Below are 17,972 nucleotides of genomic sequence, written 5' to 3' on the forward strand. Positions count from 1 at the left end.
ACTATATAAGTCCAATCCAGATTATACAACAAAACATAGATTAAACCTTTTGTATATTGTAGAGTCTTAGTCTACAAAACCCAACCTATGAAAAAGAATTCCATACTATTTCTGGTTTCGATATTGTGCTCTACTTTGTCTTGTTCTGATAATGAGTCTATAGAAACAATAGATAATGAAACGATTAGTACCGATTCTAATACCATATATTTTCCACCTATCAATTCAGATACCTGGGAAACAATACCTGCTCAAGATTTAGGGTGGAATATAAGTAACGAGCAACCATTATATGATTTCCTTGAAGAAAAAGGTACTAAAGCGTTTATCATTCTTAAAAACGGAAAAATTGTTATTGAAAAATACCTTAACGGAGGATCAGTTTCTGACAATAACCCCTGGTACTCTGCAGGAAAGACCTTAACTGCATTTACGGTTGGGATAGCTCAACAAGAAAACCTATTAGATATAAATGACGTTTCGGCAACATACCTGGGAACAGGATGGGCAAATATTACTACAGAACAACAAAATGCAATAACGGTTAGAAATCATTTAACCATGACAACAGGTTTAGATTATAACGTTTTGAATCAGAATTGTACTGATGCTAATTGTTTTACTTACCTTAATGATTCTGATAATGTTTGGTATTATCATAATGCTGCATATACAATACTAAAAGATATTATTTCGGAAGCCACAAATCAAGAATACAACACCTATTTTGATGTCAAAATAAAAAATAGAATAGGAATGAACGGTGCATGGATTACTCTTGGCTATGCAAATGTTTACTATAGTACAGCCAGAAGCATGTCTCGTTTTGGTTTGTTAAGCCTTAATAAAGGGACCTGGGATACTACACAAATTCTTACTGATCAAAACTACTTTACCCAAATGACCACTACTTCTCAGGTTTTAAATCAATCTTATGGTTATTTATGGTGGTTAAACGGAAAATCAAGCTATAGAGTTCCTGGATTTGAAAATGAATTTATTGGGTCTTTAATTCCTAATGCCCCAGATGATCTTATAGCTGGTTTGGGTAAAAATGATCAAAAACTATATATCGTTCCTAGTCAAAATCTGGTCATTGTAAGAATGGGTGATGATACTGGAGGTTCATTATTAGGACCTTCTGGCTTTGATAATGAATTATGGGGGAAAATTAATCTGCTAATTAAATAGTTAAAACCAATATCTGGAGTAACCTTATTCTTAATCCATATAATTAGCAGGTTCTTTTCTTTCTTTTGTAGCTTGTTCGTAAGCATAACCTAATTGCAACAATAAGGCTTCAGAAAAAGGTTTAGCTATAAATGTAAGTCCTTTTGGTTCACCTTTACCTGTATACCCCATAGGAACCGTAAGAGCAGGATATTTGGCTACAGCAGCATAGCCTGCATGATAATTATTTATGGATAGTATCACATCCAGCTGATGTTTATCAATATGAGTATCAAAATAATTACGTGCAATCGTTTTTAGATTTTCTTTTATTACATTCAATTCTTCGGTAGTAGTACTATCTGCAAGGATACCTTCAAACAACTGCTGCCCATAAGGAATTCGTTTTATCGAGTCCTGTTGATTAAATACAATTGCATCTTTTATATTTTTAACGGTGATATCACTCCCCGACTGAGTACTTATATATACAGGAAGGTCATTTTTCATGTCTATATTTAAAATACTTAGAAAACCTGGTAATTGTACTCGTTCTGGTTCAATTTCTATGATCTCTCCTCCTGCTTTCTTTATTTTTTCTACAGCAATTTTATAGATAGAATCTTCTAAAAGTTCTTTAATTACTCCAAAACGTTTTTCTTTTAGAGAACCCTCCTTAATTGAGTCCATAAAATTTATGTCTATCGCTTTAGAGATAACATCATTATCATCTTTACCTATAACAGCATTAAGTAAGATAGCATTATCAATTACGCTCTTAGTCATAGGCCCCGGGGTATCTAATGTACTTGAGATAGGTACTATTCCTGTTCTGCTTAATACTCCTATAGTAGGTTTTAAACCTACAACAGAATTCTGACTAGATGGTGACAAAATAGATCCACTGGTTTCTGTTCCTATTGCGGCAACACAAAAATTAGCTGCAACAGCAACTCCACTCCCCGAACTGGAGCCACCAGTTTCAAAAACCATTCTACCATAAGGGTTAAGTGTCTGTCCTCCTATTGCACTATATCCAACAGGGCATCCCGAACATAAAAAATATGCCCATTCGCTTAAGTTAGCTTTACCAAGAATTAATGCATTTTTATCTAATAATCGTTCTGTGATAAATGCACTTTTACTTTTATTATTTTGTAACGCTACGGCTCCCGCTGTAGTTACCATATCTTTTGTTCCTATATTATCTTTTAACAAAATCGGCATTCCGAAAATAGAATTAATATCAATATTCTTTTTATCCATTTTATCCAAATCTCTAGCTTGCTCTACTACTTTTGGATTAAGGGAAATTACCGAATTTAAAGATAATGCATTATCACTTTCGTACTTTCTGATACGATAGATATAGAAAAGTGTTAACTCTTCATAGGTAAGTTTACCATCTTTTATTTGTTGTTGAATGGTGGGAATATTTTTTTCAAGAATAAACTTTTTTAAATCATTATATTTTTCTTCAGAAAAGAAATCTAACTCCGGTTCCAAAGTTTTCCAGATATCATTTTTATCCAGTACTTTAGAATTTATTAATTTTAAATGCATCCTTGTCTGTTCCAACATTTCTGTAGCCGCCAAATCTGCAGCTTCATCATATGGTTGCCAAACTACCCTTGGTTCTTTTTCTAATTGTGTTTCTGTTTTATCTTGCTTTTTACAAGCAATAAAAACAAAAATTGCAAAAAGAAAAAAGCTTACATTTTTCATATCAGTATATTTTTTAATTTTTAACCCTCTTTCAGCTTTGTGAAAAAATTATTTCATCAATGTTTTTTGATCCTTTTTAAAGGAGTATTCACCCAATATTTGTCTTTATCTTTAAAAGGATTAATTGCAGCTTCAGATAAAGGAGAATTTTTATTCATTAATCTCATATCTCCTTCTAGTTTTTTACCAAGAAAGACTTCTTGTATAAATACCTCTCTATATTGATTTAAAATAACCTTTGGGATTTCATGTAAAACTTTTCCGTCTGTATCTTTTACATTTCTAATTTTCAGCCTAAGTACTTCTGAAAGGTTATCCAGTTTAAAATTGGGTAAAGAAAATAATTGTTCTTTGTCTAATACAACTCTAATACGGTCATCAAGAGCTATAACTTGCTTAATCTTTACTTTCTCTTCTTTATATGTATATACTACTTTAAACTTTTTATGAATAGGATATAAAGTATTTTTATCTAACACATTATTGAAATAAACATCAAAAAACATATCATCAGTGTCTAAATCTGTAGCCATTATTTTAAAATAATGATCACTACCTGCTTGAAATTTATTATTGAATGTAATATAGTTTAAATACATTTTTCCTTTAATAGGAACATATTCTATGGTTGCTTCATATAGTGGAGCTTTTTTATTCTGTCCATACAATTCGTAGTGAAGTTTATGAATCGCAAAATTTTCTTTGGAAATAAAAATTTTCCCTTTACCAGAATGTGATTTCCCCGATGCTCGTTCTTCGGTAACAAAATTAATCTCATAAATTGGTATATCATCAAGATAGCTAATACCTTCTATACTAAAAAAATGGTTTTTTATGAAGTTATCGTCTAAAACATCAATAAAAGAAAAAGACGTTCTATCATGATTTCGTATAGCATTGGTTATATTAAGCACATTAAGTTCATTTCCTCCAAAGGGTGGGATAAAAACATTTTTTAAATATTTTTTGTTTTTATTATCATAAGGAACTGCGAGCATATCATCCTGGGCAAATGTTTTGTTTTGATTGTAGCTATAGACAACAGTTTGATTTTGATTATTTGTTAAGTAGTCTGTTCCAAATCCAGCATCAAATACTTCAATAATACTTTCGTTTAGATTAATATATTGAGTACTATTTTTATGTCGTTTGGAAATATACTCATAAGAATCGTCTATGGGCTGCTGATAATCACGGTAATATCCTATATATGAAAAAGGTTTTTCAGGGTAATTCAAAGAAATACTACTTAGCGCTTTGAGTACAATTTGTTTGGCAGAAAAACGTCGTTCCTGTTTTTTTGGCTTCGAACTTGAAACCACGGTAACTGCATCTAAGTCTTCAATATTTGATTCTAAATAAATTATATTGATCTGATCAGTTTTAAGTTCTTTAACTGTAATTTCTTTAGTCTTGTATCCTATTGAGGATAATTTAATTTTTTCTGAAACACCAATGTTATTCGGAAGCCTAAACTCGCCCTCTTCATCTGCTATTAATCCTCTATTAGTACCCGATATCTTAATCGTAGCATAATATACCGGAAACTCAGAATCTGCACTCAAGACTCTGCAAAATAATTCACCAACTCCGGATAAATCCTGAGCATTAATTTCTGGCAAAAAACAAAACAAAATAATTACTTTGATTAAACTTATCTTCTTTACCATAAATTATTAAATCTGTATATTTTAAAAGTTTATAACGATAATTAATTCTTAAACATATCTTATCTAGCAATAAAAGTTAACAAAAAAGGCACCTTGATGATATCAAGGTGCCTTTTTTAACAGTTTTATAACGTTTTATTTGAAGAAAGAATCTACAAATTCGTATTTATTAAATACCTGAAGATCTTTTATCCCTTCTCCTACGCCTATATACTTTACCGGAATCTTAAACTGATCGCTTATTCCTATTACAACTCCGCCTTTGGCGGTTCCATCAAGTTTGGTTACAGCCAATGAAGTAACTTCTGTAGCTGCTGTAAATTGTTTTGCTTGCTCAAATGCGTTTTGACCTGTAGAACCATCTAAAACCAATAATACATCATGAGGAGCATCTCCTATAACTTTTTGCATCACTCGTTTTACTTTTGTCAACTCATTCATTAAATTGACCTTATTATGTAATCTACCTGCTGTGTCTATAATGATAACATCGGCATCTTGATTTACTCCAGATTGTAGCGTATCAAAAGCCACAGAAGCAGGGTCGCTTCCCATGTCTTGTTTTATGATTGGAATATCTACACGATCTGCCCATACTTGTAGTTGATCGATTGCAGCTGCTCTAAATGTATCTGCAGCACCCAATACCACTTTTAATCCTTTGTTCTTTAATTGATAGGCTAGTTTTCCTATTGTAGTGGTTTTTCCTACTCCATTTACCCCAACCACCATTATTACATATGGTTTTTTATCTTTTGGAATTTCAAAATCAGTAGCTTCTCCCACATTAGTTTCAGAAAGTAAACCAGCGATTTCTTCGCGAAGGATTTGATTTAACTCATCTGTTCCAAGATATTTATCCTTTGCTACCCGATTCTCTATACGCTCAATAATCTTAATGGTAGTCTTAACTCCGACATCACTTGTAACCAATATTTCTTCCAGATCATCTAAAACATCATCATCTACTTTAGATTTACCGGCTACTGCCTTACTTAATTTAGAGAAAAAGTTTGTTTTTGATTTCTCTAATCCTTTATCTAGTGTTTCTTTTTTCTCTGAAGAAAATATATTTTTAAAAAGCCCCATTTGTACTATTCAATATGCTAGAAATTAAAAAACTAAAACATTTAGTTATATTGCTTAAATATAAAAAGAAAGAGCCATTTCAATACAATTGAAACGGCTTCTTTTTAAAATATTTTGTACGGAATTACTTTTTCTTTAAAAAATCGCTTACCGCCTCTGGTGCCATAATTGATTCTACAAAAGTATAGGCTCCAGTTTTTGGAGATTTTACCATTTTAATGGCTTTAGTTAATCTCTTTGATCCTGTTTGTAATGATGCTACTGATTTCTTTGCCATCTCTTATTATTTTATTTCTTTATGAACAGTCATTTTCTTCAAGATAGGATTAAATTTCTTTAATTCTATTCTGTCTGGAGTGTTCTTTTTATTCTTGGTTGTAATATACCTTGATGTACCCGGTTTACCAGAAGCTTTATGCTCTGTACATTCTAAGATTACCTGTACTCTATTACCTTTCTTTGCCATTATAAGTATCTTTTAAAATAAAGAGATTATTTATTTAAGAAACCTTTTGCTCTTGCTTCTTTTAAAACAGCTGAGATTCCGTTCTTATTTATATTTTTTAATGCAGCGGTTGACACTTTAAGTGTTACCCAACGATCTTCTTCTGGAATATAAAAACGCTTTTTAATTAAATTCGCATTGAATTTACGTTTTGTTTTATTCATCGCGTGGGAAACATTGTTTCCAACCATTGCTTTTTTACCTGTAAGCTCGCAAACTCTTGACATCTCTTCTTAATTTTGGTATTATTTCAAAACAGGGTGCAAATTAACGAATTATTTACCGAACCACCAATAATAGTTTGGTAATTTTTCTTCTTTTTTTTACTGCTTTAGAAAAATCAAAAAACAGGTATTTTTACGTATTTCAAAAATACAACATTACATCTATCTTTACATCAGTTAGTTTTACAATTGTAACTAACTACTTAATATGGGGTAATTAAGTAGTAAACGAAAGTGGGTCATTAAAAAATGACCCACTTTTTTTGTTGTGTTTTATAATATAAACACATACTAAACACCAATAAAACCTAACTAACCTAATTATGACAAAAACTTTTTTTTATAAACCTTGATCGGTGTATTCAACATTTTGACTCCGTATATTATTTTCTATCTGTTTCATAGAATCATTTAATTCATTTACATATTTAAAAGTTTCCATTTCTGAACCAAACATACTGTTATTTGCTTTTCTTGTTATGGTTAATCACACTAACATTCCTATTAGTGAAGAAAGTATCATTTTAGAAGAAAGAAATAAAGTTTTCATAGTTATCAATATTGCTTTGATTACTGTAAAACTACTTCTGTATATTATTTAAAAACACGTTTTACAGTTCAATCGCGTTTTTTTGTCGATGAATTGCAAAAACATATCGATAAGCACTATTGATATTGTAAGTTAGAGTAAAGAATACCTGAGTTATAGGTTAGGTGGTAATGATTTTATAGTAATGCATTAAGTAATAGTTCGAAAGATTTATTTACAGCTTTGCCAATGGTTCGCTCTCTAAGATTACTAAAAACATATTTCTCTGAAAAAACACCTTTTGGAGAGGCTATTGCAATAAAAACTGTTCCTACCTCGACATCTCCATCACCTTTTGTAGGTCCAGCATTACCTGTAGTACCAATAGCATAATCTGATTTAAATTTTTCTTTTGCTGCTATAGCCATGGCTTCTGCAACCTCGATACTGGTCACTGTATATTTTTTAATAATCTCAGGATCTATACCTAATATATCTATTTTGGATTGTGTAGCATAGGTAACAGCTCCGCCATTAAAATAAGCAGAAGCACCCGCATTGGCTGTAAATGATTGGGCTATTTTACCACCTGTACAACTTTCTGCAACCGAAAGTGTTTTACCTTGCTTAATCAATAGTTGGCCAATTCTTGCCTCTATAGTTTCATCTTCTTCATATCCTACAATAATATCTCCTATTATAAGATTTAATGCTGATATCTTATTCTCTATAGTATCCTCGAGGAGTTTTTTATCGCCCCCTCTTGCCGAAAGACGAAGTCTTACTCTTCCTAAATTGGGTAAATATGCTAATTTGATAAATGGAGGTAAATCATTCTCCCAGTCTTCAATTTTTTCTGCCACTGCACTTTCCCCCATACCATAGGTAAGTATTGTTTTATGAATGATATATGGTCTGTTAAACCTTTTTTGCAACCTAGGTAGTACCTCATCTTTCATCAACCCTTTCATTTCATAAGGAACTCCGGGCATAGATATAAAAACTTTGTTTTCTTTTTCTAACCACATCCCGGGAGCTGTACCATAGAGGTTCATCAAAACGGTTGATTTACTAGGTACAAGTGCTTGCTGTCTGTTTACTTCAGAAATTGGTGTGGAAATATATTTAGCAAATAATCTTTCGACATGTGCAAGCACATCCTTGTTTTCTACCAATGTATCTTCAAAATATTCGCAAATGGTATGTTTTGTAATATCATCTTTTGTAGGGCCAAGACCTCCTGTTATCAATACAACATCTACTCTATTATTAGCTTCTGCTATTGCATCGAGAATATGTTGCTTATCATCTTTTATAGATGAGATTTGATGCACGTCTATCCCAATTTTATTAAGCTCTTTACCAATAAATGCAGAGTTAGAATCAATGATTTGTCCAATCAGAATTTCGTCTCCTATAGTAATAATTTCTGCAAGCATACTTAGTTAAAATCTGCTTTCAGGTTTTCGAGAGCCCCATTCACTGTAGATACAATATGATCCAGAATAGGTATAATCTCTTCTTTTGCTTTCTTCGTTTTAGACCAAGCTTCAATCTGTTTAATTTGCGTTAAAAGATCAATATCAAATAATTGAAGATTAGGTTTCATCTTATGAGCATATTGATATGCCATCTGTGGATTATCAGAATTTACAGCTTGAACCATACTATCGAGATCTGGCGGTATTTCTTCTAGAAAAGTCTGTACCAGGACAGCTATAAATTCGTTATCGCCTCCTGATAATTCATTTACATGTTTTAAACTATATCCTTTGCTCATTTATTTTACTTTTATTGAAAAAAATTGTTGGTTGTTTATATATCCAGTCAAAGTATCGTTCGGTTTTACCGCTCCAACACCCGCTGGTGTACCTGTAAATATAATATCTCCTATCTTTAAAGTAAAATATTTTGACACATATTCTATTAATTCATTGATCTTCCACAACATAAGTCTTGTATTCCCTTGCTGTGCGATATTACCATTTTTCTCTAATCGAAAATCAATAGAATCGATATCGTCATATTTATCTTTAGACACCCATGCTCCTATTACTGCCGCTCCATCAAAGGCCTTAGCTTTCTCCCAAGGAAGGCCTTTTGCTTTGAGTTTAGCTTGCAAATCTCGTGCCGTAAAATCTATCCCAAGGCTTATTTCATCATAATATTTATGAGCAAATTTTTTATCAATATGCTTACCTACTTTGTTTATTTTTATCAATACCTCAACTTCATGGTGAATATCATCTGAGAAATCCGGAATAAAAAAAGGTTGTTTTTTTAACAAAATAGAAGTGTCTGGTTTCATAAAAACCACTGGATTTTCTGGCCTTTCATTCTCCAATTCTTCAATATGATCTGTATAATTGCGACCTATGCAAATAAGTTTCATGATATAAAATAATAAGAGAAATGATTATAAATTCAGGCTATTATTCAACTTACGAAGTCGAACAGCTGTAAGTACTTTTTTGGTATATAAAGGAAAATCTGCATTTTGTATCCATCCAAAATATCCTGGCTCTTCTTCCATCACTTGTTCTACCAATTTACCTTTGTGTTTACCAAAAGAAAAAACTTCCTTCTTGTTATCATCATAAGCAATAAAACCGGCAAAATCTGCAAACTGTTTTCTAGAACTAAATTCTGACAAAAATTTAGCATCGTTTTCTAATTCTGGGTAACGATCTAACTGCGCTTTTAGCACTTCATAGGTAGCGAGTGTATCGGCTTCAGCAGAATGCGCATCTGTTAAATCTTTATCACAATAAAATTTATATGCAGCAGATAATGTTCTCTTTTCCATTTTATGATAAATGGTTTGAACATCGATTGCAACTGTACTTTTCATATCAAAATCTAATCCCGCTCGTAATAATTCTTCAGCCAATAATGGTATATCAAACCGATTAGAATTAAAACCTCCCAAATCGCAGCCTTTTATCATTTCACTAACTTTACCAGCTAACTTCTTAAAAATAGGTTCATTAGCTACTTTAGCGTCATCGATACCGTGCACTGCTGTAGTTTCTGCAGGTATTGGCATTTCAGGATTAACCAACCAGGTTTTACTTTCCTGGGTACCATTCGGAAATATTTTTAGAATAGAGATTTCTACAATTCGATCTTTAGAAATATTTATGCCGGTAGTTTCAAGATCAAAAAAACATATCGGTCTTTTTAAATTAAGCTCCATAAATTGATTGTGTGATACTCAAAGATAACAGCTATTCTTTAACATTCTTATAGACTAGCTCTATTTTAACATTTGCAAAAACTATACAACCTTCTTAACGAATACATTATCCGCAAATTTTCTTGTAACCGTTTCTATTATATTATCAAATTTAATACGAATTGATTTATCAAATTCCCGAACTTCAAGAATTTTTATTTCACTACTTAATGCCAATCCGATTTCTGATACATATTTTAAAAAATGAACAGATCCATCATTTACAGCAACAAGTTGACAAACATCCCCTTCTGATAAAGAAGAAAGCATAATTTTTGGTATAATCGAATATTCTCCATTTGCATTAGGAATCATCTCACCATGAGGGTCCTTTTTAGGAAAATCCATAAACCGATCCAATTCATCAATCAACTTACGAGATTTAATATGCTCTAATTGTTCTGCTACATCATGAACTTCATCCCAGGTAAAATTAAGATAGTTACATAAAAAAGTCTCCCATAACCTGTGTTTACGAATCAATCGTACTGCAATTGACTTACCTTCTTCTGTTAAATCTAATTTACCATACTTTTCACTTACTACATAACCTTTGGTTTTCAACTTCTTAATCATATTATTTGTAGAAGCCGGAGAAACCTTAAGGTAATCTGCTAATTGGTTATTTCCCACTTTTACAGAATCATCCTCAATAAGTAGCTGAAATATAGCTTTTAAGTAATCTTCTTCACTTTTTGTTAAATTATTCAAATTTAATTTGTTAGTCATGGCTAACTTTTTTAGTTTTGTCGAAATAATAAAACAAAATTACTAAACCTAATGCAATTACGTATAATAATCTTACTTACTTTTACAAACTGCCTGACTTGCAACTCATTATACTCCCAAGAGCTCAATTCTACCAATACACTAAAAGGAGTGATATACGATGATAGCGGAGTACTTCCTTTTGCTAATATTTATATAGAAGGAACATCTTTAGGAAGTTCGAGTGATGAGAATGGAGTATTTATTATAGAAAATATACCAACAGGAAGTTATAAAGTGGTTGCTTCATTTACAGGCTACACCCCTATTAAAAAAAAGGTTTCTATTACAGCTGGAGAAAACAAAATAAACCTTGTTATGTCAGAAGGATCATCTCTCGATGAAGTGGTAATCACAGGAACTTTGAAAGCCGTAAGCCGATCAGAAAGTCCCGTTCCTGTAGAAATCTACTCTCCTACATTTTTCAAAAAAAACCCAACACCTAATTTGTTTGAATCTTTACAAAACGTAAACGGAGTAAGACCACAACTTAACTGTAGTATTTGTAACACTGGAGATATACACATTAATGGTTTAGAAGGACCTTACACATTGGTAATGATTGACGGAATGCCTATTGTAAGTGGATTATCAACCGTTTATGGATTATCAGGAATACCTAATTCATTGATCGATAGAATTGAAGTAGTAAAAGGACCTGCTTCATCTCTATATGGAAGTGAAGCTGTTGGAGGTCTCATCAATGTTATTACAAAAAACCCTAATGATGCTCCCGAAGTGAGTACCGATGTTTTTGCAACCAGCTGGGGTGAAACCAATATAGATTTTGGTTTTAAAACCAAATTAGGTAATGCCACAGCATTATTTGGCGCAAATTATTTTTATTATGATCAAGTCATAGACAACAACGATGACGGGTTTACCGATCTTACATTGCAAGACCGTATATCTATTTTTAACAAATGGAATTTCAATCGTAAAAGTGGAAAAAACTTTACGCTTGCTGGCAGGTTTTATTATGAAGATAGATGGGGAGGAGAAAATGAATGGAATTCGAATTTTAGAGGAAGCGATCAAATATATGGAGAGAGTATATATACAGCACGTTATGAAATACTTGGCAATTATGAATTACCAGTAAAAGAACCTTTAACACTCTCTTTTTCATATACAGATCACGATCAAGATTCATATTATGGAATCGTGTCCTACCAAGCAAAACAACGCATTGGTTTCACTCAATTAACCTGGGATAAAAAACTAAAATCACACGATCTTCTATTCGGAGCTGCATATAGATATCAATATTACGATGACAATACACCAGCAACAGCGATAAATGACCTCAACAATCCCGAAGAAACAAGCACTCCAGGTATATTTTTACAAGACGAAATCACACTGGCCTCCAAACATAAACTATTATTAGGAGCAAGATTAGATTATCATAACCGACACGGAACTATTTTTACCCCAAGACTTGCCTATAAATGGAGTATTAATGATAAAAATATTTTTAGACTCAATGCCGGTACAGGATTTAGAGTAGTTAATCTTTTTACAGAAGATCATGCAGCTCTTACAGGTTCTCGCGAGGTGATCATCGAAGAAGATCTCGATCCAGAAGAATCTTACAATGTAAACCTTAACTACATCAAAAAAATATTTTTTGACAACGGAACCTTTTTAGGTTTAGATGCTTCTGCATGGTATACATATTTTACAAATGCCATCATTCCTGACTATGAAACAAATTCTTCAGAAATACGATATGGCAATTTAGATGGTCATGCAGTCTCTACAGGAGTAAGTCTTAATACTAATATTAACTTCTCTAATGGCCTAAAATTTACATTAGGAATGAGTGGCCTAAATGTTTCAAATACCGAGAATGGAGTAACTACACGCCAGATACTCACAGAAAGTTTTACCGGAACCTGGGGAGTTACTTATAAAATACAATCTCTTAACCTAACATTAGACTATACAGGAAATATATATGGACCTATGCGATTAGCAACTCAAGGCCCAGATGATCCCCGAAGAGATAAATCACCCTGGTGGAGTATCCAAAACATACAATTCTCTCACAAAACTAAAAACAGTATAGAAATTTATGGAGGTGTTAAAAATTTATTAGACTGGACACCTAGCCGAGGGAATCCTTTTTTAATAGCCGGAGCTGATGATCCATTTGGACCAGATTTTGATACCACCTATATATATGCTTCTAATCAAGGAATACGAGGTTTTATAGGTGTTCGTTATTCCTTGTAAACTCAATACAAAATGAAAGTTTTTTATACTATATCATTCTTTATTTTATCACTTGTATATCAAAACGCAACAGCGCAATTACAAATAGATTCTTTTAAGTCTATAGAAGACAAAATGACTATTGTTCCAAAACCTTTAGTTGTATTTATTCATACAGATTGGTGTATGTACTGCAAGAATATGGAAAATACAACTTTTAAGAATAATGATATTATACAACAGTTAAATGAAAAATTTTATTTCGCTTCATTAAATGGTGAAAGTCGTGAAACTATACATTTTCTAAACAACTCCTTTCGTTTTCAACCTAACGGAAATAAAACCGGAGTACATCAATTAGCCAGAGAACTTGCTACAGTTAATAACCAAATTGGCTATCCAACATTAGCAATTCTAAATCACAAATACGAAATCATATTTCAACAGCAATCTTTTTTAAGTGCTAAAGAACTTATTAAAATATTAAATAAACTTTCTAAAAATGATTCATAAAAAATTAATAGTATTACTTCTTGTTTTTACGTTTTTCTCTTGTAAAAAAGAAGTGAAGGATAAAAATCAAAAATTACAAGTGGTTACTACCACCTCTATGATCACCGATATGGTTAAAAACATAGGAGGAGATTTAATTGAAGTCCAGGGGTTAATGGGTAGCGGTGTCGATCCTCATTTATACAAAGCCAGTGAAGGTGATGTATCTAAATTAGTGAATGCCGATGTGATTTTTTATAACGGCCTGCACCTAGAAGGGAAATTGGTAGAAGTATTTAAAAAAATGAAGCATCAGGATATTAACACCATAGCAATTGGAGACAGCTTAGACAAAAACACGCTAATCGGTTCTGATTATTTTGCTTCTAATTATGACCCGCATATATGGTTTAGTGTTGAAAACTGGAAAATCATAACGGCTTTTGTTACACATAAACTTACTGAGGTAGATCCAAAAAATGCTGAAGCTTTTAAAGCTAACGGAAAAGCATATTTAGCTAAGCTTAATGAATTAGAAACTACATTAAAAAATACCATTGCTACCTTACCAAAAGAGAAACGAATTCTGGTTACCGCACACGATGCCTTTAGTTATTTTGGGAAAGCATATGATTTTAATGTAGTTGGCTTACAAGGGTTATCTACCGCTACTGAAGCCGGGGTGCAAGATGTTCAAAAATTAGCTAACTTTATTATTGAGAAGGAAGTAAAAGCTATTTTTGTAGAAAGCTCTGTTCCTAAACGAACTATTGAAGCTTTGCAAGCTGCGGTAAAATCAAAGAATCATGAAGTAACAATAGGCGGAACATTATTCTCTGATGCATTAGGCAATGCAGGAACAAAAGAAGGCACCTACACTGGGATGTTTGAATATAATGTCAATACTATCATAAATGCGCTGAAATAGTAGTAAGCAAGTAGTTTGTAATAGTTATATTGAATAAAATTTGTTTAAATGAAAGAACAAAAAATCGCAGTTCAAATAGATGATTTAACTGTAGCTTACAATTACAAGCCTGTACTGTGGGATATTGACCTTGCTATACCAGAAGGTGTACTTATGGCTATTGTAGGTCCAAATGGAGCAGGAAAATCTACTCTTATAAAATCGATTTTAGATATTATCAAACCCATTGCAGGAAGTACTCAAATTTATGGGAAACCTTATAAAAAACAACGATCACTGGTAGCCTATGTTCCTCAAAAAGGAAGTGTAGACTGGGATTTTCCCACCACCGCACTAGATGTGGTAATGATGGGAACCTATGGAAGTCTGGGATGGATCAAAAGACCAGGGCAAAAACAGAAAAAAGCTGCTCTTGAAGCATTAGAAAAAGTAGGTATGCTTTCTTTTAAAAGCAGACAGATTAGTCAACTATCCGGAGGACAACAACAACGTATATTTTTGGCAAGGGCTTTGGTTCAAAATGCATCTATATATTTTATGGATGAACCTTTTCAAGGTGTTGATGCTACTACAGAAAAAGCTATTATTAATATCTTAAAAGAACTTAGGAAAGCCGGAAAAACAGTAATTGTAGTACATCATGATTTGCAAACAGTACCCGAATATTTTGATTGGGTCACTTTCCTTAATGTAAAAAAGATCGCTACCGGACCGGTAAAAGACATTTTTAATGATGATAACTTAACAAAAACCTACGGGATTAATTACAAGGTTAGCGTACAACAATAAGAACTATGGATATAAAAGAATACATAGAACTTGTCTTTACAGATTATACTTTACGCACAATAACACTGGGCACGGCTGTACTTGGTGCTATTTGTGGTATGCTAGGTAGCTTTGCTGTATTGCGTAAACAAAGTTTATTAGGAGATGCAATTTCTCATGCCGCATTGCCGGGTATAGCCATAGCTTTTCTGATTATAGACACAAAAAATAGCTCTGCATTTCTATTAGGCGCACTAATTAGTGGTTTAATTGGTACTTTTTGGATCCGTGGTATAACCAGTAAAACGCATCTTAAATCTGATACAGCTTTAGGTCTTATATTATCATTATTCTTTGGATTTGGAATGTTACTACTAACCTATATTCAAAAAATGCCCAATGCTAATCAGGCTGGTTTAGAAAGTTACCTTTTTGGACAGGCTGCCACACTTTTAGAAAGCGATGTATGGCTCATGATCATCGTTACAGGAATTAGTTTGGTCGTTTTATTATTATTCTGGAAAGAACTCAAACTATTATTATTCGATGCTGATTACACTAAGACATTGGGATTTAACACCAAATTCTTAGACATTCTTATCACTACATTTATTGTAATTGCTATTGTATTAGGACTACAAACTGTAGGCGTAGTATTAATGAGTGCTATGTTATTAGCTCCTGCCGCAGCGGCTAGACAATGGACAAACAACTTAGCCGTAATGGTTATCTTGGCTGCAATTTTTGGCGCATTCTCCGGAGTCTTCGGGACTGCTATCAGCGCCAGTCACAATAACTTATCTACAGGACCCGTAATTGTATTAGTTGCTGGTGTTTTTGTATTATTTTCTTTTATATTTTCTCCTGGCCGTGGACTACTATTTAGAGAAATCCGATTTAGAAAAAACAGAAGTGATCTTCAATTACATAAAACATTATCTTTTATGTATAATATTGCCAGTACACACGAAAATATTGCTCATCCACATGCAATTAAAATCTTAAATAACTTTCAGGGTTTCACCAGAAAATCACTTCAAAAACTAGAAGATAAAGATTATGTCAAAATTGAGGGCAGTATGTGGTCCCTAACCGAGTCTGGATATAAAACTGCTTCCAATTTATATGATCAATTAACAAAAGAAGAGAATGAGTAACGCACAGATAGAAATACAACTAATTGCCAGCCTGGTAGCAATAGCTTGCGCTATCCCAGGAACTTTTTTAGTATTACGAAAAATGGCATTAATCACTGATGCAATTAGTCATTCAATCTTGCCAGGTATTGTGATTGGTTTTTTTATTACTCATGACTTATCATCACCTTTATTGATTATTCTTGCTGCTGCAAGCGGTGTCATTACTGTAATATTGGTAGAGTTTATCCAAAAGACAGGCTTAGTAAAAGAAGATACTGCAATAGGTCTCGTTTTTCCTGCCTTGTTTAGTATTGGGATCATACTTATTGCACAGAATGCAAATGATGTACACCTAGATGTTGATGCTGTATTATTAGGAGAACTTGCCTTTGCCCCCTTTGATCGATTAATTATAGGAGGCACAGATGTAGGTCCTAAATCTTTATGGATCATAGGTACTATATTATTGATTACACTAGGTCTATTATTTGCATTTTTTAAGGAACTAAAAGTAAGTACATTCGATGCAGGTTTAGCTTCTGCTCTTGGATTATCACCTGTAGTTATGCATTATGGACTAATGACTGTTTCATCAATCACTACGGTAGGTGCTTTTGACGCAGTTGGTGCTATTTTGGTCATTGCATTAATGATTGCTCCTGCCGCTACTGCTTATCTACTAACAAATGACTTAAAAAAAATGCTTCTGTTATCTGTTATATTTGGAGTTAGTAGTGCCATTATAGGATATTGGGTAGCACATGCATTAGATACATCTATTTCTGGATCAATGACTACAGTATTAGGATTAGTTTTCTTATTCGTATACTTATTTGCTCCCAACAAAGGTTTGTTTTCTGTGTTGTATAGACAAAAACAACAACGTATCGAGGTTTCCTTACTCACCTTTCTTCTTCACTTGGGGAACCACCATGAAGAGGAAGAACGGCATGTAAAACACTTAAATGAACATATTAACTGGCAGAAGGTACAATCAAAATCTGTTTTGAATCTGGCACTTAAAAACAATATGATCACGATTAATAATGATATTGTTTCTTTAACTAAAAAAGGAAAAAATTTCACAACAGAAGCAATTGATTATATTGTAACTAATAAAAATTCTGAAATCGAAAACATGAAGGATCGGTTTTTTCTATTTAGAGGTTAAAACCTGTATCTTTAAAGAAAAAAAGTGAAATGTTCGCGTCTTTAAAAAAGAATTTTATACCACTATCCATTTTATTTTTTTTAATCAGTTGTACTTCCTATGCTCAGGAAAAACCTGTTCGTTTAGTAGAAGAGAAATAGAAAAAAAGAACAATCATATATGTCCAAAATGATACGGATACAGATAAGAGTGTATTTTTAAAAGTAAATCCGACTGGATATCGCAGGAGTGCACAGCGACCTATTATTAAAAACATCCCTGCCAAAGCTAAAACACAAATGCTGATCCTTATTCCATTAACAAATGTTGAATCTCATTATACATATAATCTGATTGTAAATG

At 32.7% G+C, this 17,972-nt stretch carries 18 protein-coding genes; 7 read left to right on the forward strand and 11 right to left on the reverse strand.

What is annotated here, in order from left to right; genetic code table 11:
* Nucleotides 1-87: 87 nt before the first annotated feature.
* Nucleotides 88-1,191, forward strand: coding sequence for a serine hydrolase domain-containing protein (locus Z054_RS0117225; RefSeq protein WP_024771291.1), 1,104 nt, complete (start codon nt 88-90; stop codon nt 1,189-1,191).
* A gap of 30 nt (nt 1,192-1,221) precedes the next feature.
* On the opposite strand, the gene Z054_RS0117230 is transcribed toward Z054_RS0117225, so the two are convergent.
* The 11 genes from Z054_RS0117230 to Z054_RS0117285 form a co-directional block, all read right to left on the reverse strand.
* Nucleotides 1,222-2,895, reverse strand: a complete 1,674-nt coding sequence (locus Z054_RS0117230; RefSeq protein ID WP_024771292.1) for an amidase family protein — start codon at nt 2,893-2,895, stop codon at nt 1,222-1,224.
* Between the two features lie 56 nt (nt 2,896-2,951).
* Nucleotides 2,952-4,565: a carboxypeptidase-like regulatory domain-containing protein gene (locus tag Z054_RS0117235; RefSeq protein WP_024771293.1), complete on the reverse strand. Its 1,614-nt coding sequence runs from the start codon at nt 4,563-4,565 to the stop codon at nt 2,952-2,954.
* 135 nt (nt 4,566-4,700) lie between these two features.
* Entirely contained in the window at nt 4,701-5,654 is a 954-nt protein-coding gene (gene ftsY / locus Z054_RS0117240) for a signal recognition particle-docking protein FtsY (RefSeq protein WP_024771294.1), read from the reverse strand.
* 124 nt (nt 5,655-5,778) lie between these two features.
* Entirely contained in the window at nt 5,779-5,931 is a 153-nt protein-coding gene (locus Z054_RS31060) for a DUF4295 domain-containing protein (RefSeq protein WP_084050429.1), read from the reverse strand.
* A gap of 6 nt (nt 5,932-5,937) precedes the next feature.
* Nucleotides 5,938-6,120, reverse strand: a complete 183-nt coding sequence (gene rpmG / locus Z054_RS0117250; protein WP_024771295.1) for a 50S ribosomal protein L33 — start codon at nt 6,118-6,120, stop codon at nt 5,938-5,940.
* A gap of 26 nt (nt 6,121-6,146) precedes the next feature.
* The gene (gene rpmB, locus Z054_RS0117255; RefSeq protein ID WP_024771296.1) at nt 6,147-6,386 is read right to left on the reverse strand and encodes a 50S ribosomal protein L28; all 240 of its coding nucleotides are present in this window, start codon (nt 6,384-6,386) and stop codon (nt 6,147-6,149) included.
* A gap of 723 nt (nt 6,387-7,109) precedes the next feature.
* Nucleotides 7,110-8,351, reverse strand: coding sequence for a CinA family nicotinamide mononucleotide deamidase-related protein (locus Z054_RS0117265; RefSeq protein ID WP_024771297.1), 1,242 nt, complete (start codon nt 8,349-8,351; stop codon nt 7,110-7,112).
* A gap of 2 nt (nt 8,352-8,353) precedes the next feature.
* Nucleotides 8,354-8,692 carry an Hpt domain-containing protein gene (locus tag Z054_RS0117270; protein ID WP_024771298.1) on the reverse strand — a complete coding sequence of 113 codons (339 nt, stop codon included), beginning with the start codon at nt 8,690-8,692 and terminating at the stop codon, nt 8,354-8,356.
* On the reverse strand, nt 8,693-9,304 hold the full coding sequence (locus Z054_RS0117275) for a fumarylacetoacetate hydrolase family protein (protein ID WP_024771299.1): 612 nt from the start codon (nt 9,302-9,304) through the stop codon (nt 8,693-8,695).
* 24 nt (nt 9,305-9,328) lie between these two features.
* A complete protein-coding gene (locus Z054_RS0117280; protein ID WP_024771300.1) occupies nt 9,329-10,108 on the reverse strand; it encodes a 3'-5' exonuclease in 780 nt (259 codons plus the stop codon).
* An 81-nt stretch (nt 10,109-10,189) separates the two neighbouring features.
* Entirely contained in the window at nt 10,190-10,876 is a 687-nt protein-coding gene (locus tag Z054_RS0117285; protein ID WP_024771301.1) for a metal-dependent transcriptional regulator, read from the reverse strand.
* A 51-nt stretch (nt 10,877-10,927) separates the two neighbouring features.
* Here Z054_RS0117285 and Z054_RS0117290 point away from each other — a divergent pair, with 51 nt between their 5' ends.
* The 6 genes from Z054_RS0117290 to Z054_RS0117315 are packed head-to-tail and all read left to right on the forward strand — an operon-like array spanning nt 10,928 to nt 17,630.
* The gene (locus tag Z054_RS0117290) at nt 10,928-13,153 is read left to right on the forward strand and encodes a TonB-dependent receptor (RefSeq protein ID WP_024771302.1); all 2,226 of its coding nucleotides are present in this window, start codon (nt 10,928-10,930) and stop codon (nt 13,151-13,153) included.
* 12 nt (nt 13,154-13,165) lie between these two features.
* Nucleotides 13,166-13,645, forward strand: coding sequence for a thioredoxin family protein (locus tag Z054_RS0117295; RefSeq protein WP_024771303.1), 480 nt, complete (start codon nt 13,166-13,168; stop codon nt 13,643-13,645).
* On the forward strand, nt 13,635-14,552 hold the full coding sequence (locus Z054_RS0117300; protein ID WP_035092430.1) for a metal ABC transporter solute-binding protein, Zn/Mn family: 918 nt from the start codon (nt 13,635-13,637) through the stop codon (nt 14,550-14,552). The genes Z054_RS0117295 and Z054_RS0117300 overlap by 11 nt, the downstream gene beginning before the upstream one ends.
* Nucleotides 14,553-14,600: 48 nt before the next feature.
* Nucleotides 14,601-15,341, forward strand: a complete 741-nt coding sequence (locus tag Z054_RS0117305) for a metal ABC transporter ATP-binding protein (protein WP_024771305.1) — start codon at nt 14,601-14,603, stop codon at nt 15,339-15,341.
* Nucleotides 15,342-15,346: 5 nt separating this feature from the next.
* A complete protein-coding gene (locus tag Z054_RS0117310) occupies nt 15,347-16,477 on the forward strand; it encodes a metal ABC transporter permease (protein ID WP_024771306.1) in 1,131 nt (376 codons plus the stop codon).
* Nucleotides 16,470-17,630, forward strand: a complete 1,161-nt coding sequence (locus tag Z054_RS0117315) for a metal ABC transporter permease (protein ID WP_024771307.1) — start codon at nt 16,470-16,472, stop codon at nt 17,628-17,630. The genes Z054_RS0117310 and Z054_RS0117315 overlap by 8 nt, the downstream gene beginning before the upstream one ends.
* Nucleotides 17,631-17,972 lie beyond the last annotated feature (342 nt).

This window comes from Aquimarina macrocephali JAMB N27 (genome assembly GCF_000520995.1).
In the GTDB taxonomy this organism is placed as follows: Bacteria; Bacteroidota; Bacteroidia; order Flavobacteriales; family Flavobacteriaceae; genus Aquimarina; species Aquimarina macrocephali.